This is a genomic window from Bradyrhizobium genosp. SA-3, from assembly GCF_004212635.1.
Taxonomy (GTDB): domain Bacteria; phylum Pseudomonadota; class Alphaproteobacteria; order Rhizobiales; family Xanthobacteraceae; genus Bradyrhizobium.
On record NZ_PSRT01000008.1, the window covers coordinates 79101 to 99731 of the forward strand.

Annotated in this window: 11 protein-coding genes and 1 pseudogene; 8 read left to right on the top strand and 4 right to left on the bottom strand. The window is 63.8% G+C overall.

All coding sequences use genetic code 11. The features are described from left to right. Nucleotides 1–9 precede the first annotated feature (9 nt). Nucleotides 10–1536 (bottom strand): permease, encoded by a 1527-nt coding sequence (locus CWO91_RS04165; protein WP_130212358.1) that lies wholly within the window; start codon nt 1534–1536, stop codon nt 10–12. Further along, nucleotides 1533–2282 carry an ABC transporter ATP-binding protein gene (locus tag CWO91_RS04170; RefSeq protein ID WP_130212359.1) on the bottom strand — a complete coding sequence of 250 codons (750 nt, stop codon included), beginning with the start codon at nt 2280–2282 and terminating at the stop codon, nt 1533–1535. Before CWO91_RS04170 ends, CWO91_RS04165 begins: the two co-directional genes overlap by 4 nt. 250 nt (nt 2283–2532) lie before the next feature. Here CWO91_RS04170 and CWO91_RS04175 point away from each other — a divergent pair, with 250 nt between their 5' ends. The 6 genes and pseudogenes from CWO91_RS04175 to CWO91_RS04200 all read left to right on the top strand — a co-directional run bounded on the left by CWO91_RS04175 (nt 2533) and on the right by CWO91_RS04200 (nt 9329). Next, nucleotides 2533–3408, top strand: a complete 876-nt coding sequence (locus tag CWO91_RS04175) for a branched-chain amino acid ABC transporter permease (protein WP_128936774.1) — start codon at nt 2533–2535, stop codon at nt 3406–3408. 5 nt (nt 3409–3413) lie between these two features. Continuing rightward, on the top strand, nt 3414–4565 hold the full coding sequence (locus CWO91_RS04180) for a branched-chain amino acid ABC transporter permease (RefSeq protein WP_130212360.1): 1152 nt from the start codon (nt 3414–3416) through the stop codon (nt 4563–4565). Next, nucleotides 4562–5320 (top strand): ABC transporter ATP-binding protein, encoded by a 759-nt coding sequence (locus CWO91_RS04185; RefSeq protein WP_060737253.1) that lies wholly within the window; start codon nt 4562–4564, stop codon nt 5318–5320. The genes CWO91_RS04180 and CWO91_RS04185 overlap by 4 nt, the downstream gene beginning before the upstream one ends. Nucleotides 5321–5324: 4 nt before the next feature. Further along, nucleotides 5325–6113: an ABC transporter ATP-binding protein gene (locus CWO91_RS04190; RefSeq protein WP_008541389.1), complete on the top strand. Its 789-nt coding sequence runs from the start codon at nt 5325–5327 to the stop codon at nt 6111–6113. Between the two features lie 78 nt (nt 6114–6191). After that, nucleotides 6192–8029: pseudogene (locus CWO91_RS04195) on the top strand (AMP-dependent synthetase/ligase). Nucleotides 8030–8129: 100 nt separating this feature from the next. After that, on the top strand, nt 8130–9329 hold the full coding sequence (locus CWO91_RS04200) for an ABC transporter substrate-binding protein (protein WP_130212361.1): 1200 nt from the start codon (nt 8130–8132) through the stop codon (nt 9327–9329). Between the two features lie 183 nt (nt 9330–9512). Here CWO91_RS04200 and CWO91_RS04205 read toward each other — a convergent pair whose 3' ends face one another. Both CWO91_RS04205 and CWO91_RS04210 read right to left on the bottom strand, forming a co-directional pair. Next, nucleotides 9513–10628: a lysozyme inhibitor LprI family protein gene (locus CWO91_RS04205; RefSeq protein WP_130212362.1), complete on the bottom strand. Its 1116-nt coding sequence runs from the start codon at nt 10626–10628 to the stop codon at nt 9513–9515. 314 nt (nt 10629–10942) lie between these two features. Continuing rightward, on the bottom strand, nt 10943–11674 hold the full coding sequence (locus CWO91_RS04210) for a transglutaminase-like cysteine peptidase (RefSeq protein ID WP_130212363.1): 732 nt from the start codon (nt 11672–11674) through the stop codon (nt 10943–10945). Nucleotides 11675–12296: 622 nt separating this feature from the next. Between CWO91_RS04210 and CWO91_RS04215 the strand changes: the two genes are divergently transcribed. Both CWO91_RS04215 and CWO91_RS04220 read left to right on the top strand, forming a co-directional pair. Beyond that, nucleotides 12297–18185, top strand: a complete 5889-nt coding sequence (locus CWO91_RS04215; protein ID WP_433995545.1) for a VCBS domain-containing protein — start codon at nt 12297–12299, stop codon at nt 18183–18185. 145 nt (nt 18186–18330) lie between these two features. Next, the gene (locus CWO91_RS04220; RefSeq protein ID WP_130212364.1) at nt 18331–20562 is read left to right on the top strand and encodes a CHASE2 domain-containing protein; all 2232 of its coding nucleotides are present in this window, start codon (nt 18331–18333) and stop codon (nt 20560–20562) included. The last annotated feature ends 69 nt before the right edge of the window (nt 20563–20631 follow it).

Below are 20631 nucleotides of genomic sequence, written 5' to 3' on the forward strand. Positions count from 1 at the left end.
CGCCTTTTATTATTCGCGCCTCGGGCTGAACTTCCAGGTGATGGCGACAAGGCTAGCTGTGATCAGGCCGCTGATGAGGCCGGCGATGGGAAGAGCAAGCAGCAGCGCGGCGCTGGCGGCCCAGCCGATCGAGGAGAAGGCCTCGGCAAAGGTCGCAAGTCGCGAGGAGGTCTGGCGGCGGCGGAATTGGCTGCGCCGCGCCTGCACCCGGAACCAGAGCTGGATCGCGGTGGCGGAGGCTGCGCTGATGATGATCGCGCCGGCGCTGATTGCCGCCTGGAATGGCGAGGCGAAGGCCAGTGCCGCAACCAGCGGGCAGAAGATCACGGCGGTCGCGATCAGCACCACCTCGATCTTGGCGCGGATGACGCTGGAGGGCGTCAGCGGCGCGGTCGCGACCAGGTCGGGCGCGTCCTCGCCCGAGATCGTCAGCCAGGCAAGCCCGCCGGCGAGCTGTCCCGCCGCCATCACGATGACAGGCGTGATCAGCGTCAGCGCCGCCGAGCTGTCGGCAAAATTGCGCCAGAGCAGCAGCGCCGGTGGCACCAGGTAGAGCAGCTGCATTAGGGTCTGCGAGATCAGCCAGGGATCGCGCCAGAGCAGCGAAAATTCCTTGCGCCGCAGCGCCTGCTGCCGCGATCCGCCGCGGAAGGGGCGCTCCTTGGCGCGCACGCGGCCGGCTGTGCCATACGCCGCCGCGTCGATGGCGGTGTCGGCAAAGCGGCCGGAAAAGATCGCCATGACGCTTCCGAGCAGCACCAGACCGAGCGCCAGAAGCAGCAACAGCGCCTCGCTGTCGCCCATGGTCGCCCGCGCCGGCCACCACCAGATGCTGTCGATATCGGGCGCGTAGGCGGCCACGCGACCGGACGTCAGGATGGTGAAGCGCGACAGCGTGCCGTAGGACATGATCGCGGCGACCTGGAGCGCGATCACGAAGCCCGCGCCGATGATCGCGGCGAGGATCTGGGCGATGAGACGCGTCCGCGCCGGGCCGATCAGCCGAAACAGGAGAATGGTGACGGCAATCGCGATCGCCGCCGCCGACAGGCCCACCGCGACCACGACGCCGAACGCGCTGAGCCATCGCGCGCCGCCGCCGATCACCAGCACGTCGATGAAGGGCGTCGAGAACAGCAGCGCCATTGTCGTGACGGTGAGCGCGATCGCGGCAATGCGCACCGAGAACAGATTGGCCAGCATTGCTGGCGAGGACATGATGAGGTCGAGATCGGCGCGGGCGTAAAACACCCGCGTCACCGATTCGATCGCCTGCGACAGCATCAAGGTCCAGGCGAGAAAGATCGTCGCCGAGATCACGATCAGCGAGGATTTGTCGAGCGGCAGTTGCAGGTCGGCGAAGCGGCCGATCACCGCCCAGGCCGGCAGGTGAAGGAGTGCCGCGAAGAACAGCAGGCCGATCATGGCGGCGCGTGCCCGCTTGCGCCGTCCGCCCGTCATCATGGCGAACCATTCACGCCAAGCGAGCCGGAGCTCGTGACGGGCGAACCAGGACAGCGCGGTCGCCGAGCTCATGCGGCGTCCGGAAGCGTCACCAGCGCGATGAAGAGATCTTCAAGGCTGGTATCGGCATGGCCGTTCTGCCGGCGCAGTTCGTCGAGCGTGCCTTCGGCGACCAGTTGGCCCGATGCGATCACGCCGATGCGGTCGGCCATGCGCTCGGCCACCTCCAGAATATGCGTGGTCATGATGACGGTGCAGCCGGCGCGGACGCGCTCGCCGAGGAGGCCCTTCACGTGGCGGGCGGAAACGGCATCTAACCCCGTCAGCGGCTCGTCGAGGATGATGAGGCGGGGATCGTGCACCAGCGCGCCGGCCAGTGCCACCTTCTGGCGCATGCCCTTGGAAAAGCCCTCGCAGCGTTCGTGCCGGTGCGGCGCGAGGCCGAGCGAGCCGAGAAGCTCCTGCGCAACCGGTTCCGAGCTGGACGGCGCGATGCCCCAGAGACCGGCGACGAACTCGAGATATTCGAGCGGTGTCAGCTTGTCGTAGATCATCGGCTCGTCGGACACCCACGCCATCACCTGCTTGGCGGCGGCGGGGTTTTGGAGCGCATCGATGCCGAAGATCGAGACGCTGCCGGCATCGGGCCGCAAAAGGCCCGCGACCATGCGCAGGGTGGTGGTCTTGCCGGCGCCGTTGGGGCCGACCAGGGCATAGAACTCGCCGGCATGAATGCTGAGATCGAGGCCATCGACCGCCAAACGGTCAAAACGCTTGGTTAACCCCACGACTTCCAGCGCCAAGCTGCCCGGCTTCATGACGTCCACCATCCGGTTTTGCATCGCCCGCGACCATGACTTGAAGATGTTTCGGCACCGTGAATCTACGGCCGACAAATTCCGTCATCCTAAAGGCAAGTCACCGTTTGTTGACAGCGCTTGGCGGTTCAGGCTGAATTGGTCTCGGACAAATGGCGCTGACGCAGCGAAACGACTGCGTAGCGACTGGACACAAGATGCGACAAGGCGGTCAGGAAGAGCCGCCGTTGCATCGGGAGGATGCGCGGCGATGCTGGATTTCGTTCAGCAGCTGGTCAGCGGTGTTGCGCTCGGCTGCGTCTACGGCCTGATCGCGCTCGGCTTCGTGCTCGTCTACAAGGCCACCGAGGTCGTCAATTTCGCCCAGGGCGATCTGATGATGCTCGGCGGCTTCTTCGCTTTCACCTTCATCGGCATGATGGGCCTGAACTACTGGATCGGCTTTGCCGGTGCGGTGGCCGCCATGGCGCTGTTCGGCATGCTGGCCGAGCGGGTGGTGGTGCGGCCGATCCTCGGCTATCCGCAATTCTCCATCATCATGGCGACGATCGGGCTCGGCTATTTCCTGCGCTCGATCGCCGGCATGATCTGGGGCACCGACGATCTGAAGATCGAGACGCCGTTCAGCCAGGGCGTGCTGCGCATGGGCTCGCTGGTGCTCGCCTACGACAAGCTCTCGGTGATCGCAGCGACGATGATCCTGTGCACGCTGCTCTGGCTGTTCTTCAACAAGACCACGCTCGGCACCGCGATGCGCGCCAGCTCCGAGAATATGCTGGCGGCCTATTACATGGGCATTCCGGTCAAGCGCGTGGTGTCGATCGTCTGGGCCATCAGCGCGGCGGTCGCGACCTGCGCCGGCGTGCTGCTGGCGCCGATCACCTTCATTCACTCCAATGTCGGCCTCGTGCTCGGCCTGAAGGCGTTTCCGGCCGCCGTGCTCGGTGGCTTCGGCTCGATCCCGGGCGCAGTCGTTGGTGGCGTGCTGATCGGCGTCATCGAGAGCATGGCCGGCTTTTATTTGCCCGAAGGCTGGAAGGACGCCGCGCCCTACATCGTGCTGCTCACCGTGCTGCTTTTGAAGCCTGAAGGCCTGTTCGGCCTCCACGTCCGCAAGAAGGTCTGAACGCCATGCGCTTCCTGTTCAAGACCGACTATGAAGACGACATCAAACTGTTTCCGCATTCGGGCTACGTCGTCACCTATGGAATCCTGGTCGCGCTGCTGCTGATCGCACCCTATGTGCTCTCCAGCTATCTGATGAGCCAGCTCGTCTTCGTCTGCATCTATGCGACCGTCGGCGTGGCGCTGCTGATCCTGACCGGGTTCACGGGGCAGGCCTCGCTCGGCCACGCCGCGTTCCTCGCGATCGGGGCCTATACCGCTGCCTATTTGCAGACATACAACGTGCCGTTTCCGGTCTACTTCCTTGCCGCCGGGGCCTTGACCGGCATCATCGGCGCGTTGGTCGGTTTTCCCGCCCTGCGCCTGACCGGCATCTACCTCGTCATCGCCACCATCTCCTTTGCCTTGATCGTGGAGGAGGTCCTGGCGCGCTGGGAGAGCGTCACCAACGGCAACGAGGGCATGCGGATCAAGACGCTGTCGCTGCTCGGCGTCACGGTCCCGCGTGACAGCCCGGCCTTCTATTACCTGTGCCTTGCCGTGTTGGTGCTGACCATCGTCGGCACGCTCAACCTGTTGCGTTCGCCCACGGGCCGCGCCTTTGTCGCGATCCGCGACTCCGAGACGGCGGCGCGCAGCATGGGCGTCAACGTCGCGCTCTACAAGGTCAAGTCCTTTGCGATCTCGGCGGCGATCACCGGCCTTGCCGGCGTGCTGTTCGCGCATAAGCTCTCCTTCATCTCGCCGGAGATGTTCACGCTGCAGCTCTCGATCGAATTTATCATCGTGATCCTGATCGGCGGCGCCTTCAGCCTGCACGGCGCGGTGCTGGGCGCGATCTTCATCGTCATGATCGATCCGTTCTTGACTTACCTCAAGGACGACATGCCCGGCATCATCGCCGGCGTCACCGCGACCTTTGGTGCGAGCCCGGCGACTGCGGGCAACGTCCAGTCAAAAGTCGCGGCCTTCGCCTCGCTCAACGGCCTGAAAGGCGCGATCTACGGCATCATCATCGTGCTGTTCGTGCTGTTCGAGCCGCTCGGGCTCTACGGCCGCTGGCTCAAGATCAAGCTCTTCTTCCAGCTGTTCCCGCTCTACAAGCGCGCCACCTTCAAGCGACAGAAGATCTACGTGAAGTCGGAGCGCAACCGATGAGCTATTTTCGCGCCGAGAACCTGTCGCTGCACTTCGGCGGTCTCAAGGCCGTCGATGCGGTCTCGTTCGCGGTCGAGAAGGGAGAGATCCTCTCGATCATCGGTCCCAATGGTGCCGGCAAGAGCTCGATCTTCAACCTGATCTCGCGGATCTACCGGCCGACCTCGGGCCGCATTTTCTTCGAGGACCAGGACATCACGGAGCAGCCGCCCTACGACATCGCCAAGCTCGGCATCGCCCGCACCTTCCAGAACATCGAGCTGTTCGAGAACGCGACCGTGCTCTCCAATCTGCTGGTCGGCCGCCATCGCCATTCCACCACACAACTCTGGCAGGAGCTGCTGTTCCTGCCGAGCGTGCGAGCCAACGAGAAGGTGCACCGCCGCCGGGTCGAGCAGGTGATCGAATTCCTCGATCTCGAACCCTATCGCGACAAGCTCATCTCCGGCCTTCCCTATGGCGTACGCAAGGTGATCGAGCTGGCGCGCGCGCTGTGCTCGGAGCCGAAGCTGATCCTGCTCGACGAGCCGTCCTCCGGCCTCAATGTCGAGGAGACCGACGACATGTCGTTCTGGATCCGTGACTTGAAGAACGAGCTCGGTGTCACCGTGCTGATGGTCGAACACGACATGTCGCTGGTCAATCGCGTCTCCGATCGCGTCATCGCGCTGAACTACGGCCGGGTGCTCGCGATGGGCTCCCCGGCCGAGGTGCAGCAGCACCCCGACGTCGTCGCCGCATATCTGGGAGCCTGAGGCGATGGATGCCACCGCGACACCCGAGACCATCCTGAAGCTCTCGAACATCGAGAGCTATTACGGGCCGATCATGGCGATCCGCGGCATCTCGCTGGAGGTGCCGCGCGGCCGCATCGTCACGCTGCTTGGCGCCAATGGCGCCGGCAAGACCACGGTGCTGAAGACGATTTCGGGCATCCTCGATCCGCAGAAGGGCGCGATCGAGTTCATGGGCAAGCCGATCCAGCGCATGGAAGCCGACAGGATCGTGCGGCTCGGCCTCAGCCACGTGCCGGAGGGGCGCGAAGTCTTCCCGTTCCTCTCGGTGCGCGAAAACCTGATGATGGGCGCCTATCCGCGCCGGGACCGCGACGGCGTCGCGGAAGATCTGGAGCGCGTCTACGGCTATTTCCCGCGCCTGAAGGAGCGCATCAACCAGCCGGCCGGTCAACTCTCCGGCGGCGAGCAGCAGATGCTGGCGATCGGCCGCGCCCTGATGAACCGGCCGACGCTGTTGCTGCTCGACGAGCCTTCGCTCGGCCTGTCGCCGCTGCTGGTGAAGGAGATCTTCACCATCATCCGCCGCGTCAACGAGGAGCAGGGCATGTCGATCCTGCTGGTCGAGCAGAACGCCAAGGTGGCGCTGGAGACCGCGCATTACGGCTATGTCCTGGAGATCGGCCGGATCGTGATGAACGACACCTGCGACCGCTTGATGCATTCCCAGGACATCCAGGAATTTTACCTTGGCGCCAAAGAAGCGGGCGCGAGAGGCGAACGGCGCTGGAAAAAGAAGAAAACGTGGCGTTAGATGGAGGAGCCCCTCCGTAAGACATAGACCGCCGGCAAGGCAGGCAGCGGAAGGGAAAGCGACAAGGAGGAGAGGCGCATGGCCCGACCGGCGGTGCTGACGGTCGCTGATACGATCGCGAAGAGCTTTCTGCGCGCCGTCGAGACGCGGGGCGACAGGCCGGCGATCCGCGAGAAGAAATTCGGCATCTGGCAGCCGACGAGCTGGCGTCAATGGCTGGAGATCTCAAAGGAGGTCGCCTACGCGCTTCGCGCAATCGGCTTCATGCCCGGCGACGTCGGCTCCATCATCGCCAATGCCGTGCCCGAATGGGTCCATGCCGACATGGGCATCCTGTGCGCCGGCGGCGTCTCTTCCGGCATCTATCCCACCGACGCATCCTCCCAGGTCGAATATCTCGTCAACGACTCCAGAACAAAGGTGATCTTCGTCGAGGACGAGGAGCAGCTCGACAAGGTCCTCGCCTGCCGGGCCCGCTGTCCTACCTTGCAGAAGATCATCGTGTTCGACATGGAGGGCCTCCGCGGCTTCTCCGACGACATGGTGATGTCGCTCGACGAGTTCCGCGCGCTCGGCTGCAATCACATGGTCGGCCGCGAGGCGCTGTGGCAGGAGATGATCGACAGCCGCAGCGCCGGCGACCTCGCGATCCTCGTCTACACGTCGGGCACGACGGGGCCGCCCAAGGGGGCGATGCATGCCAACCGCAGCGTGACGCATCAGATGCGCCACGCCAACGATTTCATCCCGGCGCAGGAAGACGAGGACCGGCTGATCTTTCTGCCGCTCTGCCACGTCGCCGAGCGCATCGGCGGCTACTACATCTCGGTCGCGCTCGGCTCGGTGATGAACTTTGCCGAGAGCCCGGAGACCGTGCCGGATAATTTGCGCGAGGTGCAGCCGACCGTTTTCCTGGCGGTGCCGCGCATCTGGGAAAAATTCTATTCCGCCATCACCATCGCGCTGAAGGATGCGACGCCGCTCCAGCAATGGGTCTATCGCCGCGCCATCGGTGTCGGCTACCGCATGGTCGATTGCCGGCTCGAGGGCAAGGCGCCGTCGCTGTCGCTGCGCCTCGCCAACCGCCTCGCTTATCGCATCGCATTCCGCAACATCCGCCGCATGATCGGGCTCGACCGCTGCCGCATCGCCTTCACCGGCGCGGCGCCGATCGCCCCAGAGCTGATCCGCTGGTATCTCGCGCTCGGCATCGACATGCACGAGTCTATGGCCAGACCGAGAATTGCGGGGTGGCCACCATGATGCCGGCGGAGCGGATCAAGCTCGGCTCGGTCGGCACGGCCGTCCCCTGGGGTGAGGTCGCGCTGTCGCCCGACGGCGAGATCCTGATCAAGGGCGACTTCCTGTTCATGGGCTACCTGAACCAGCCGGAGAAGACGGCCGAGACCATCGATCAACGCGGCTGGCTGCACACCGGCGACGTCGGCACCATCGACAATGAAGGCTTCGTCCGCATCACCGACCGGATGAAGGACATCATCATCACCTCGGGCGGCAAGAACATCACGCCCTCCGAGATCGAGAACCAGCTCAAATTCTCGCCTTACATCTCGGACGCCGTGGTGATCGGCGACAAGCGGCCGTATCTGACCTGCCTCGTGATGATCGACCAGGAGAACGTCGAGAAGTTCGCGCAGGACCACGACATTCCGTTCACCAATTATGCCAGCCTGTGTCGGGCGACGGAGATTCAGGACCTGATCTGGCGCGAGATCGAACAGGTCAACGGCAATTTCGCCCGCGTCGAGACCATCAAGAAGTTCTACCTGATCGAGCGCCAGCTCACCCCGGAGGACGAGGAACTGACGCCGACCATGAAGCTGAAGCGCGGCTTCGTGAACAAGCGCTACGCTGCCGAGATCGAGGCGATGTATCGCCAGCGCGCGGTGGCGTGAGGCGCATGGCCGGAACGCCGTGCGCCAGGCGACGCTGAAATCAGCGAAGGAGCGATGGCCACGCCCTTCGCGCAACACGGGCCAGGGAGAGGAGATATCAATGTCGAAGTCGTTCAAGGCGTTCGGCCTTGCGGTGAGCGCAGTGGTGCTCACGCATCTGCCGGCCGCGGCGCAGACCAAGGTCACCAATGAGGGCATCTCGGCATCCGAGATCGTCATCGGCACTCACCAGGATCTGTCGGGTCCGATCAAGGGTTGGGGCGTCCCGGTCGCAAACGGCATGAAGATGGCGACCGAGGAGATCAATGCGTCCGGTGGGATCAATGGCCGCAAGATTCGGCTGGTCGTCGAGGACAGCGGCTATGATCCGAAAAAGGCCGTGCTGGCTTCGCAAAAACTGATCGAGCGTGACAAGATCTTCGCGATGGTGGGGCCGATGGGATCACCGACAGTGCTCGCCGCGCAGGACATCCTGTTCGACGCCGGCGTCATGCAGCTCTTCCCGCTGACGGCGGCCGAGTTCACCTTCAAGTTCGATCCGGCCAAGCCGCAGGAGCGGCTGAAGTTCAACAACCTCCTGCCGTACGTCGAGAGCACGCGGGCCGCGCTGAAATACATGATGGAGTGGAAGGGCTTCAAGAAGCCCTGCATCATGCATCAGGACGACGAGTACGGTAAGAACGTGCTCGACGGCTTCAACCAGCAGCTCACCGCAATGAAGGCGCAGCCGGCTTCGATCACGAGCTACAAGCGCGGCGCCTCCGATTTCAGCGCGCAGATCGCCAAGATGAAGTCCGATGGCTGCGACCTCGTCCTGCTCGGCACTGTGCTCCGCGAGACCATAGGGGCGATGAGCGAAGCCAAGAAGCTCGGCTGGGACGTCACCTTCCTCGGTGCGACACCGACCAACGTGATGGAGGTGCCGATGCTCGGCAAGGAAGCCGTCGAAGGTCTCTACGCCGCCAGCGGCTTCGAGATTCCTTACGAAGACACCGCCAAGGGCAAGGTCAAGGACTGGCTGGTCAACTACAAGAAGATGTTTGGCACCGACGCCAACACGCAGGCCATCATCGGCTACAATGCGGTGACGACGTTTGCGTTCTATGCGAACAAGGCGGGCAAGGATCTCACGGGTCAGAAGATGCTGGATGCGCTGGAGTCGGGCGACAAATTCCTCGACATCTTCAACTCGCCCCCGACCAAGTTCTCCAAGACCGACCACCTCGCCAACACCATCACTCAGGTGCAGCAGGTCAAGGGCGGCCGCTGGGTGCTGGTGAAGGACAATCTGATGTTTTGATCTCGGCCTCTCCCCGCGTGCGGGGAGAGGCCGGAATTTGCGCAAGCAAATTCCGGGTGAGGGGGAGTCTCCGCGAGTCCGGCTTTCACTGTGTTTGTGGAAGCAGCCCCTCACCCCAACCCTCTCAGCGCGAGCGAAGCTCGTCGCGGCCCCGTAAGAACGGGGAGAGGGAGAAGAGGGAGCCTACGATCCCCCACCCGCTGTCCCCGAATTCACCGGGGCCAGCTCGTCCTCCCGGCAGCGCCAGCCATCGGCGGCTTTCACGAAGGCGAAAGTCCGCTGGATCCGCAGGCGGCGCGTGACGTTGAAGGCTTCTGCGTCACGCTCCTTGTTGCCGGCTCCCGGCTGCGGACGACCGGTTCTGGCGTCCCAGCAGGTACCGGTGCAGGTGGAGGCGACCTTGCTGCACATGGTGAAGGGCGCCAGCACGGCCATCTCGATCTCGCCCGTGACCTGCGCCTCCTGCTCGGTCACCTGGCTGTCGAGCGCGTAGACGCGGTTGATGCGGAGGAAATTTCCACACGAATTGGCGGCGTGAATCCGCGCGGCGCAGAAATCGACCGCGTCGGTGTCGGGCGAGTGGGCCGCGACCTGCCGGCCGAACACTTTCTTGGGGTCGCCTCTCGCGGCGCGAATCTCGTCGGTCTTGCGCTTCAAATGTTCGGCGAGACAGTCCTCCGCGGACTCCAGCTCCAGGAGCGGCACGTTCTCCTTGCCGACCAGATTGCATTTGCGGTCGCGCTCTCGCGTCCACCTTCCATATTCGGCGAAGGCAAAGCGCGCTGCGGTCGGGTCCAGCTTGCCGATCAGGCCGAGCACTTGGCTGTTCAACTCGGTTTCGACAAGTGCCAGCGCTGGGTCCGCGCAGATCAGCGCGCCCGCCGCGGTGTTGGCGGCAAGACAGTCGAAATCCGGATCGCGCACGATCGCGGCGCGCTCCTCGGTCACCTTGAGCAGGCAGGCCTTCACCCGGTCGAAATCGTCGGCGCGAATCGCGGTCTGGCCGACGATGCCGCAGCTGAGGTTGCGCTGCCGGTTCCAGATCGCATTCTCCTCGATCGCGGGCAGGCGATCGGGCAGGCGGGCGAGCCGTGCCTCGATCGCCGTGCTCAGCTTCTCGGCGGCGGCGGCAAGCTCGGAATCACCGCAGAACAATTGGTTGCCGGGATCGCGAATCTGCTGGCAGTTGTTCTTGGCGAACAGCGGCAGCCTGTCGGCGATGGGGCGGTCGGATTGCGCGGAGGCTGGTGCCGCCGGCAACGCCAGCAGCGCAAGCACAGTCATCACGATGAACCGCATTCCAGTTGCCCCCGCATAGCCGCCGCCATGCTAGCGCCCCGGACGATGTGACGGAATGGCTTTGTGGCTGGACGGCTTATTCCAGAAGCGAGCTACAAGGTTCTGCAGCGTCGTCCCGGCGAAGGCCGGGACCCATAACCCTGGGGAGACGTTTGACGAAGATTGGTGGTTATTCGGCTTGCCTTTGGTACATGTACCTGCGTTCACCGAAAGATCACGCGGTATGGGTCCCGGCCCCCCGTGCGCAACTGCGCACTAGGCCGGGACGACACCGTATTGGGTTGCCTCGTCGCGCGCCTATAGAGGATCCGGGTTCAATGCGTCTCGGGGGCGACCATCGAGAACCGCACGGGTTCGTCGACATATTTCATCACGGCCGATTGGTAGAGCACGAACAGCGGCTGGTAGATCTGTGCAGCGTCGTCCTCGACCATCGCCATGCGGCGGTTGTCGAGCATCAGCCAGTGGCCGTCGAGCCGTGCGGCGGCCACCGCATGCGCCTCGCCGGCGCGGGTGTCGCGCACCACGACGATGCGGAGGTCTTCGGCGGCAACGCCGGCGAGCCGCAATGCGGCGAGCTTGGCAATGGCATAGTCTTCGCAATCGCCCGCGCCGCGCTGGAAGGTCGCAAGCGGCGAGCTCCAGACGTCATCGGTGCCGTCATTGGCGGCCCGGATGGCGAGGTTGATGGCGCGGTTGGCTTCGCCCAGCCGCGCGCGGCCGTCGCGATCACGGGTCTGGTCGACGATGGCGAGCAGTTTCAGGGCCGCGGGCGATGCGCAATGGTCCCGGTCGCCATCGCACAGCGCGAGCTGCACCATGTCGTCGTCGAGCTTGCCCTTCAGCGCGAGCCATTTCCGTTGCAGGCTGCCCGACGAGATGGCGAAGGCGAACACGCCGAACGGCTCGGCGGATTTGCGCACGAGGACGCCGGCGCCCGGCGACAGCAGCGTGCCGGCGCGAAGCTCGGCGACCGATCCGAGCAGGATCAATGCGCACAAGACAAGGATTGCGCGCCAAGCGCGCGAGCGAGCAGCGGTCTCCATCTGACATCCCCTTCCCGGCTTCGCGAGATCCCCCTCGATCTCGACGTGCCGGGCTTTGTTGCTTTCGCGGAGATAGTGCGAGATGGGCCGTTTTGTTCTGCTTAACGCGCCCGGCAGGGGTCCCGAAACCGGGGAACAGGCTGAAACGCGCCTGCCCAGATTGCATAAAATTTTACGAATCAGGGGCTAGGGGAAGCGCCGCCTGCCGCGAAATGGAAGCAATTGCATGTCCTGGTTGTGCGCGCGGCGATTCCGCGTCCTATGGCTAACGACCCCGTTATTTCACGGGTTCTGTTAGTTGGGTCACAGATTTGGTTCCGTATTTGCCGCAGTGTGCTGCGGGGCACCACGAACAAAAGATGACACAAGTATTTGTTGCCAGATCTATACAATGGAATACGTAGAGGGACCGGAAATGGGCTCAAACAGGCCAAATTATACTCCAAAATATTTCTCGAATTGCCCCGCTTCCTCTATGGAGACTTGGTCCGATAGAGCCGATGGCGGCTTGGTGACGCGAAATCACACAAGCAATAGATGGTTTCGCTAAGGACTTGGTAATGCTATGCAAGCTTAGGCGGTCGATACTTACTTAGATTTTAACCCTTTTTACGGTGCCCGATTGAATTACGCTGGCAAATTTGACGCCGCGATGTCCTTGGACGGCCAGGATTCCCGTTCGCTCGCCGATGGCCATGTCGATTTCTCTGCTGCCAAGCCCTTTATCGCCAAGGCGCATGGTCACGTGCCCGATGGCGCGTTCGTTGTTCCCGATCCCAACCTGATCTTCAATGGCGAGTTCAAGCGCGCAGGTCTCGACCTCGTGCTGTCCCATGAGGGTCATGAGTTCGTCGTTCACGATTATTTTAGGGGCGACAAGCGCGCGGCGATCGCCTCGCCCGATGGCGCCCACCTCAGCGGCGACGTCGTCAGCGCGCTCACCGGCCATGTGCAATATGCGCAGGCCGCGCCTGGCGCTGCCGCGGCCCAGGTCATCGGTCACGTCACGAAACTCTCCGGCAGCGCGACCGCGATCCGCAATGGCGTTTCGGTCATCCTGAACAACGGCGACAATGTCGAGAAGGGCGATGTGGTCTCGACCGGCGCCGATTCGACGCTCGGCATCACCTTCATCGACGGCACCGTGTTCGGCTTGTCCTCCAATGCGCGGATGGTGCTGAACGAGATGGTCTACGACCCCAACGGGTCGAGCAACTCCTCGCTGCTGAGCCTGGTCGCGGGCACCATCACCTTCGTCGCCGGCGAGACCGCCAAGCACGGCGACATGAAGATCGACACGCCTGTCGCCACCATGGGCATCCGCGGCACGGCGGTGCTGACCCAGATCAATTTCGTCGTTCCCGCCGGCGGCGGCGATCCGCAGCCGCAGGCGAGCTTCCAGGTGCTGGTCGAGCCGAACGGCACCACGGGCTCCTACATCCTGTTCGACAAGGTCACGCTGCTGCCGATCGCGACGGTCAACCAGGCCGGCCAGATGATCCAGATCAGCGGCGGCAACGTCTCGATCTCCAATGCGCTGATGTCGCCGGATGTGCAGAAGCTGATCACGGACGTGTTCACGCTGAAGTTCACCGACAACAACACCAACACCAAGCTGACCACGAACTTCACCGACACCATCACGCCGATCAGCCAGGATGTGGTGTTCAAATCGGGGTCGGGCGCCATCGCGGTCGCGACATTCGTCAATCTCAATCCGCAGGGACAGGAGGCGCCCCACACCTCCACGTCCACGGCCACCCGTGTTCCCGGCCAGCCGCTGGTGCAAAGCCTCGATTCCAGCGGCAACGTGAAGACGGCGTTCGCGCTCACCGAGCGCGCGGACACCACGGGCGACACGACGCATGCCGACACGGTCTCCGGCCGGATCACCTTCGTCGATCAAAACCTCGGCGACCTGCCGACGGTGTCGGTGAGCCTCGCCGAGGCGCCGAACTACGTCTACAAGAATGCCGGTCAGCAGGACGTTACCGGCTCGCTCACCGCGCTCCAGAAGCAGGACATCGCGGCGACGCAGATCCAGATCAGTGTCGTTGCCGACGCCGGCAACAACAACAACGGCTCGGCGGTCTGGACCTACACGGTCCCCGATCACGTCTTCGACTTCCTCGCGGCCGGCGAGACGCTGACGCTAACCTACTTGGTTCGCGTCGATACAAATTTCGCGGTGAACCCCGAGTCCAAGTTCATCCCGATCACCATCACGATCACGGGAACGAACGACAAGCCCACCGTCGCGACATCGGGTGGCACCGTCATCGAGAAGGTCGGGACCGGCAACGAGGCTCTGGACACCATCACGGGCACGGTCAGCTTCACCGACGTCGATCTGACGGATCGGCCGATCGTGAGCGCGGCGCTCTCGTCGACCCAGCCGTTCAAATATCTCGATGCCGAAGGCCACGATATCACCGCGACGCTGACGCCAGAGCAACGCGCCGCGATCGCCGCCGTCGAGGTGCCGCTGACCGTGGTGCAGGGCGCGGGAAACAGCAACAACGGTTCGGCCACCTGGACCTACAGCGTCCCCGATCATCTCTTCGATTTCCTCGCCGAAGGCGAGACGCTGACCCTCAACTATGTGGTGCAGGTCGATGATGGGCACGGCGGTGTGGTCAGCACCCCGATCAGCGTGTCCATCAACGGTGCGGACGTCAATGTCGAGGGCACCAACGACGTGCCGACGATCGTCGAAGACTCCACGATCCCGACCGGCGCGGTGACGGAGGATGCGGCGACCCTGACGGCCGAGGGTACTATTACCTTCAACGATCCCGATCTCACGGACACGCACAGCGCGAGCTTCGCGCTGAAGTCGACGACGTCGAGCGCGCATCTGCCCGGCTTCGGCGACGGCAGCTCGCATATCGGCACTTTCGCGCTTCTGCCGGTGATCGAGAGCCCCGGCGTCAGCACGCGAGGATCGGTGGGCTGGACCTTCACGCTCGACGATAACGATCCGGTGCTCCAGTCGCTGGCCGAAGGCCAGACCATCACCCAGGTCTACACTGTTACCGTCGACGATCATCACGGCGGGACGGTCACCCAGGACGTCACGGTCACCATTACCGGGACCAACGATGCGCCGACCGTCACCAGCAGCGCCGCGGCTGCAACGGGCAAAGTCATCGAGGACACGGGCCTGACACTGTCGATCGACGGCACGCTGGCGATCCAGGATCTGGACCTGATCGACACCCATACGGCGCAGGCGGTGTTCAAGTCGTCGTCCTCGAGCGCGCACCTGCCGGGCTTTGTTGAGGGCGCCACGAATATCGGCACCTTCACGATCGATCCGTCGGTGTTCGAATCCAACACCGACACCAACAACGGCGCTACGTTGGGTTGGCACTTCACGCTCGACAACAGCAATGCGATGCTGCAGTCGCTGGCGGAAGGGCAGACTATCACCCAGGTCTACACCGTCACCTTCACTGACAATCACAATGCGACGGTCACGCAAGACGTCGCCGTCACCATCACGGGCGTCAACGATGCGCCGACCGTCACGAGCGATGCCTTGGCGGCAACGGGCGAGGTCACCGAGGACACGGGTCCGACATTGTCGATTGACGGCACACTGGCGATCCAGGACCTCGACCTGATCGACACTCATACCGCGCAGGCGGTGTTCAAGTCGTCATCCGTCAGCTCGGCTCTGCCGGGGTTCGACGCCAACAGCACGAACATCGGCACGTTCACGATCGATCCATCGGTGCTCGAATCCAGCACCGACACCAATAACGGCGCTACGCTCGGCTGGCACTTCACGCTCGACAACAACGACGCGATGCTGCAATCGCTCGCGCAGGGCCAGACCATCACCCAGGTCTACACCATCACGTTCGACGATCATCACGGCGGCACCGTCAGCCAGGATGTCACCGTCACGATCAACGGCGTCAACGACGCGCCGACCATCACGAGCGATGCGGCCGCGGCAACGGGCGCGGTCACCGAGGATGAGGGCTCGTCGCTGTCGGCATGCGGCACGCTGGCGATCCAGGACGTCGATCTGATCGACACCCACACGGCACAGTGGTCGTTCAAGTCGTCGTCCGTCAGCTCGGCTCTGCCGGGCTTCGAGGACGACAGCACGAACATCGGCACCTTTACGCTCGACGCGGTGTCCGAATCCGCTAGCGACACCAGCAACGGCGCGACACTGGGCTGGCACTTCACGCTGGACAATAGCGATCCCGTGCTGCAGTCGCTGGCGGAGGGGCAGACCATCACCCAGGTCTACACCGTCACCTTTACCGACGATCACGGTGCGCAAGTCTCGCAGGACGTGACCGTCACGATCACCGGCACTAACGATGCGCCGGCCGTTTCCTATGTGACATCGAACTACATGAATTTCGACGGCCACACCATCGCGGTCGGCGACGTGCCGACGGTCGCCACCGATGACGTGACGCTGGATGGCTGGGTCAACTGGAACGGCGCAGCAGATGCCGGCCACGGCCAGATCCTGTTCTACAACGGCAACACCTCGACCACCGGCTTCGGTCTCCTTGGCACCGTCAACACCGATGGCACTGTGGAGCTGCAGATTCTCGCGGGCGGCGTCCAGATCGCCGATACCGGCGTGGCGCTCACCGCGTCGCAGTGGCACAACATCGCGCTGACCCGCGACAACGACACCTTCACGCTCTATCTCGACGGACACCTCGAATATTCGCAGTCATGGACGGTCAACCCGATCGACGGCAGCCCGTCGAATCCGTCGGCGTCCTACATGATGATTGGCGCGGCGAGCGACTCAGGCGCGGCGGGCTTCGGGGCGGAAGGCTTCTTCGGCTCGATCGCCGATGTCAGCCTCTGGACCGCCGCGCTCACGCAGGCGCAGATCCAGTCGATCGATTTCACCGGCCTCACCGGCAGCGAGGCGAATCTTGCCGCGTATTATCAGCTCGGCGACGGCAGCGGGACCACGGCCGCCAATACGGTCAACTCTGCCCACAGCCTCGCGGTCGAGGGCACCGCGGGCTGGGCTAGCGGGACCACCGGTCCGGGCGGCGCCGTCGCCGACCTGATGGAAACCAATGCAGGGCAGCTTTCGCATGGCGTGCTGACGGTCTCCGACGTCGACGCGATCGATCACGTCACGCTGTCGGTCAGCCAGGTGCAGGTCTCTCTCGACGGCGTGCCGCAAACCGGCGGCGTCGGCGGGCTGTCGCATGCGGACCTTTTGAACTATCTCACCGTGCCGTCCGGCGACATCCTCGACGGCACCGCCACTCACGCCCAGTTCACCTGGAATTTCAATTCGGGCAGCCAAGCCTTCGACTTCCTCGCCGCCGGCCAGACGCTGTCGCTGCAATACACGATCGTTCCGTCGGATGCCGAGGGCGCTGGCACGGGCGGCGTCGTCACCGTCAACATCGCCGGCAGCAACGATGCGCCGACACTTGCCGATCTCCACATCGGCCCGCTCACGGACACGACCGCTGCCGACACCTTCTCCGATCTTACCGGTCAACTGGCCGGCACCGACGCCGATAGCGGCGAGACGGCGACGCTGACCTATGCCGTCCTCAATGCGGATTGTCATGGGACGGCGACGGGCCTGTACGGCACGCTGACGGTCAACCCGGACGGCAGCTACAGCTACGTTCCCAATCCAGCGGCCATCAACGCGCTGTCGGACGGGTCCTATGCGGATATTTTCACGGTCCAGACCACGGACGCGCATGGTGCCACCGGCACGGCAACGCTCACGGTAGACGTGACCGGCGCCGACGACGCCTGCGGCCCGGTCATCGACACCACGAGCTTCCAGGTCGAGCACATCCTCGAGAACAGCAACGAGATCATCACCGATCTGGTGGTCACCGACACCGATTCCGGCGCCGCGACGGACACTTTCACCGTCACGTTGTCGACCGCGCACCCGGACGTCAGCAGCGTCAGCGTTTATCCGACGAGCGGCTCGCTCGACGCAATCAACGCGGGCCTCGCGAGCGGCGCCGGCATCAGCTACGATCCGACAGGCGCCAGCACCGATGATTATCCGGTGCCGCCCGCAACCGACCAGATCACGCTGACCGTTGCCGACTCGGCCGGCCACTACGACACCGTCAACTTTATCTTCGTCGAGGGTGGCGACGGCCAGGGCGTCAAACTCGAAGGCACCGACGGCAAGGACGTCATTTTCGCGACCAAGACGGGGGACACGCTGACCGGCGGCGGCGCCAAGGATCAGTTCGTGTTCTCGCCAAACAACTCCGGAGGCGATAGCCAGCATACCATCACCGATTTTGTGGCTGGCCTCGACAAGATCGACCTGCGACAGTTCTCTGACGTCAACTGGAGCACCATCGACATCGACGCTTCGCAATCGGACGGCACCCTGGTCACATGGCAGCACCAGGTAATTTCGTCCGATCCCGACAGTGCCCCGGTCACGGAGAACGAGTCGCTGCTCCTGAAGAACGTGATCGCGGCAAATCTCAAGGCCAGCGATTTCATCTTCCACATCACCTGATCTGCCCGGGCCTCCCGCCAGCCGGCGGGCATCTTGACCGCGGCAAAAAATCCATAATCCTCAGCTGCCAGGGCATGGCAAATCGCGCGCGGACGCTCCATGATCGGTGCGCACGGCAGGAGGCGGGACAGGAAGCCCGACCGGCATGAAACGTCTAAAAATCCTGCGGCGGTGGTTTGCGCGCAAGTTCGGCTTTGCGCGGCTGATGTGCCTTGCGCTGCTGGTCCTGTTTGCCGGCGCCCGTCTCTGGGACCCGCCGCCGATCCAGGAATTGCGGCTGCGCACCTTCGACATGTTCCAGTTGATCGATCCGCGCCACAAGACGGTGCGGCCCGTCACCATCGTCGACATCGACGACAAGAGCCTCGGCAAGCTCGGCCAATGGCCGTGGCCGCGGACGCGGATCGCCGATCTGATCCAGAACCTCACCAACAACGGCGCGGTGGCGATCGGCTTCGACGTGGTGTTCTCGGAAGCCGACCGTCTCAACCCGGATCTGGTCGCGAGCCAGATGCGCTATCTCGACGAGGTCACCCGCGCCAAGCTGCGCGAGCTGCCGACCAACGACCAGATCCTCGCCGAGGCGATCAAGCGCTCGCGTGTGGTGCTGGGCGAGACCGGGCTTCCAGGCGTGTTGTCCGAACTCGACAAGTCGCTGCCCCTCACCGGCGTCGCGACGGTCGGCGAGGAGGGCGCCGAGCGCTTCCTGTTTGAATTCCCGGGCTTGTTGCGCAATGTGCCGATCATCGAGAAGGTCGCGGCTGGTCGCGGCCTGTTCTCGATCAGGACCGAGCGCGACGGTCTGATCCGCCGCGTGCCGATGATCATGCGCGCCCAGGGCAACATCATGCCCTCGCTCAGCCTCGAGATCCTGCGCGTCGTGACGGGGACGCCGACGCTGCTGGTGCGGACCGACAAGACCGGCATCAGGGCGATCCGCCTCAAGGGCGTAGAAATTCCGACCGACAAGAACGGCCAGCTTTGGGTGCATTACGCCCGCCGGGATCCCTCGATCTACGTCTCGGCGGCCGACGTGCTCGACAACAGCGTGCCGCCGAACAAGATCGCCGGCAAGCTAGTGCTGGTCGGCACCTCCGCAGGCGGGCTCAACGATATCAAGACCACGCCGGTGTCCTCGACCATGCCGGGTGTCGAGATCCATGCCCAGGTGCTGGAGAGCGTACTGAGCGGCGCTGTGATCTCCCAGCCGAACTATGCGCTCGGCGTCGAGCTGATCGCCGCGCTGGCGATCGGCCTGCTCGTCATCATCTTCACGCCGAATCTCGGGCCGGTGCGGCTGGTGCTCGCGGGCGCGATGTTCGCTGCCATACTGGTCGGCGTGTCCTGGTTCTTTTACGCGCAGTACCGCTACCTCATCGACTTCACCTATCCGCTGCTCTCGACCACCGCGGTCTATCTGACGCTGATCTTCGCCAGCTTCGTGCGCGAGCAGCGCCAGCGCGTGCAGATCCGCGGGCAATTCGCGCAATACATGTCGCCGGTGCTGGTCGAGCAGCTCGTGCAGTCGCCGGAAAAACTCGTGCTCGGCGGCGAGGAGCGCGAGATGACGATCATGTTCTCCGACGTGCGCGGCTTCACCACGATCTCGGAGAGCTACAAGCACGATCCGCAAGGGCTGATCGCGCTCATGAACCGTTTCCTGACGCCGCTGACCGACGTCATCATCGAGCGCAAGGGCTATATCGACAAGTACATGGGGGACGCCATCATGGCGTTCTGGAACGCGCCGCTCGATGATGCCGAGCACGAGGTCAATGCCTGCGAGGCCGCGATCCAGATGCTGGAGCAGATCGACGCGGTCAACAAGGACCGCGAGCAGGAAGCTGCCGACGGCGGCCACGTCTACATTCCGCTCAATGTCGGCATCGGTCTCAACACCGGCATCGGCGTGGTCGGCAACATGGGCTCCGACCTGAAGAAGAACTATTCCGTGCTCGGCGATAGCGTGAATCTGGCCTCGCGCCTCGAGGGGCAGACCAAGGAATACGGCTTCCCGATCATCGTCGGCTCCCGGACGGCGCTCGCCGCCAAGGACAAGTTCGCGATCCTCGAGCTCGACTTCATCATGGTCAAGGGCAAGACCGAGCCGGAGGTGATCTACGCCATCGCCGGCCGTGAGGACGTGATGCATTCGGGCGCCTTCCAGCGCCTGCGCAACATCACCATCGAAATGCTCGGCTGCTATCGCGGCCGCAACTGGCAGGGCGCGCTGGATGCCATCGAGCGCGGCCGCCGCAGCGAAGACGCCGACACGCTGGAAAAGCTATTCAGGCTCTATGAGGCAAGGATCAAGGATTTCCAGATCAACCCGCCGCCGGAAGGGTGGACCGGGGCGTACGCGCTGCTGACGAAGTAGCAAGTTGCGTGATCGGGCTCCGCCGTCGCCCACACTCCGTCATTGCGAGCGAAGCGAAGCAATCCAGAG

What these genes read in the sequence shown, in the direction of transcription:
- CWO91_RS04165 (WP_130212358.1), bottom strand. Translation starts at nt 1,536, where the DNA reads ATGAGCTCGGCGACCGCGCTGTCCTGGTTCGCCCGTCACGAGCTCCGG.
- CWO91_RS04185 (WP_060737253.1), top strand. Translation starts at nt 4,562, where the DNA reads ATGAGCTATTTTCGCGCCGAGAACCTGTCGCTGCACTTCGGCGGTCTC.
- CWO91_RS04175 (WP_128936774.1), top strand. Translation starts at nt 2,533, where the DNA reads ATGCTGGATTTCGTTCAGCAGCTGGTCAGCGGTGTTGCGCTCGGCTGC.
- CWO91_RS04210 (WP_130212363.1), bottom strand. Translation starts at nt 11,674, where the DNA reads ATGGAGACCGCTGCTCGCTCGCGCGCTTGGCGCGCAATCCTTGTCTTG.
- CWO91_RS04190 (WP_008541389.1), top strand. Translation starts at nt 5,325, where the DNA reads ATGGATGCCACCGCGACACCCGAGACCATCCTGAAGCTCTCGAACATC.
- CWO91_RS04170 (WP_130212359.1), bottom strand. Translation starts at nt 2,282, where the DNA reads ATGAAGCCGGGCAGCTTGGCGCTGGAAGTCGTGGGGTTAACCAAGCGT.
- CWO91_RS04220 (WP_130212364.1), top strand. Translation starts at nt 18,331, where the DNA reads ATGAAACGTCTAAAAATCCTGCGGCGGTGGTTTGCGCGCAAGTTCGGC.
- CWO91_RS04180 (WP_130212360.1), top strand. Translation starts at nt 3,414, where the DNA reads ATGCGCTTCCTGTTCAAGACCGACTATGAAGACGACATCAAACTGTTT.
- CWO91_RS04205 (WP_130212362.1), bottom strand. Translation starts at nt 10,628, where the DNA reads ATGCGGTTCATCGTGATGACTGTGCTTGCGCTGCTGGCGTTGCCGGCG.
- CWO91_RS04200 (WP_130212361.1), top strand. Translation starts at nt 8,130, where the DNA reads ATGTCGAAGTCGTTCAAGGCGTTCGGCCTTGCGGTGAGCGCAGTGGTG.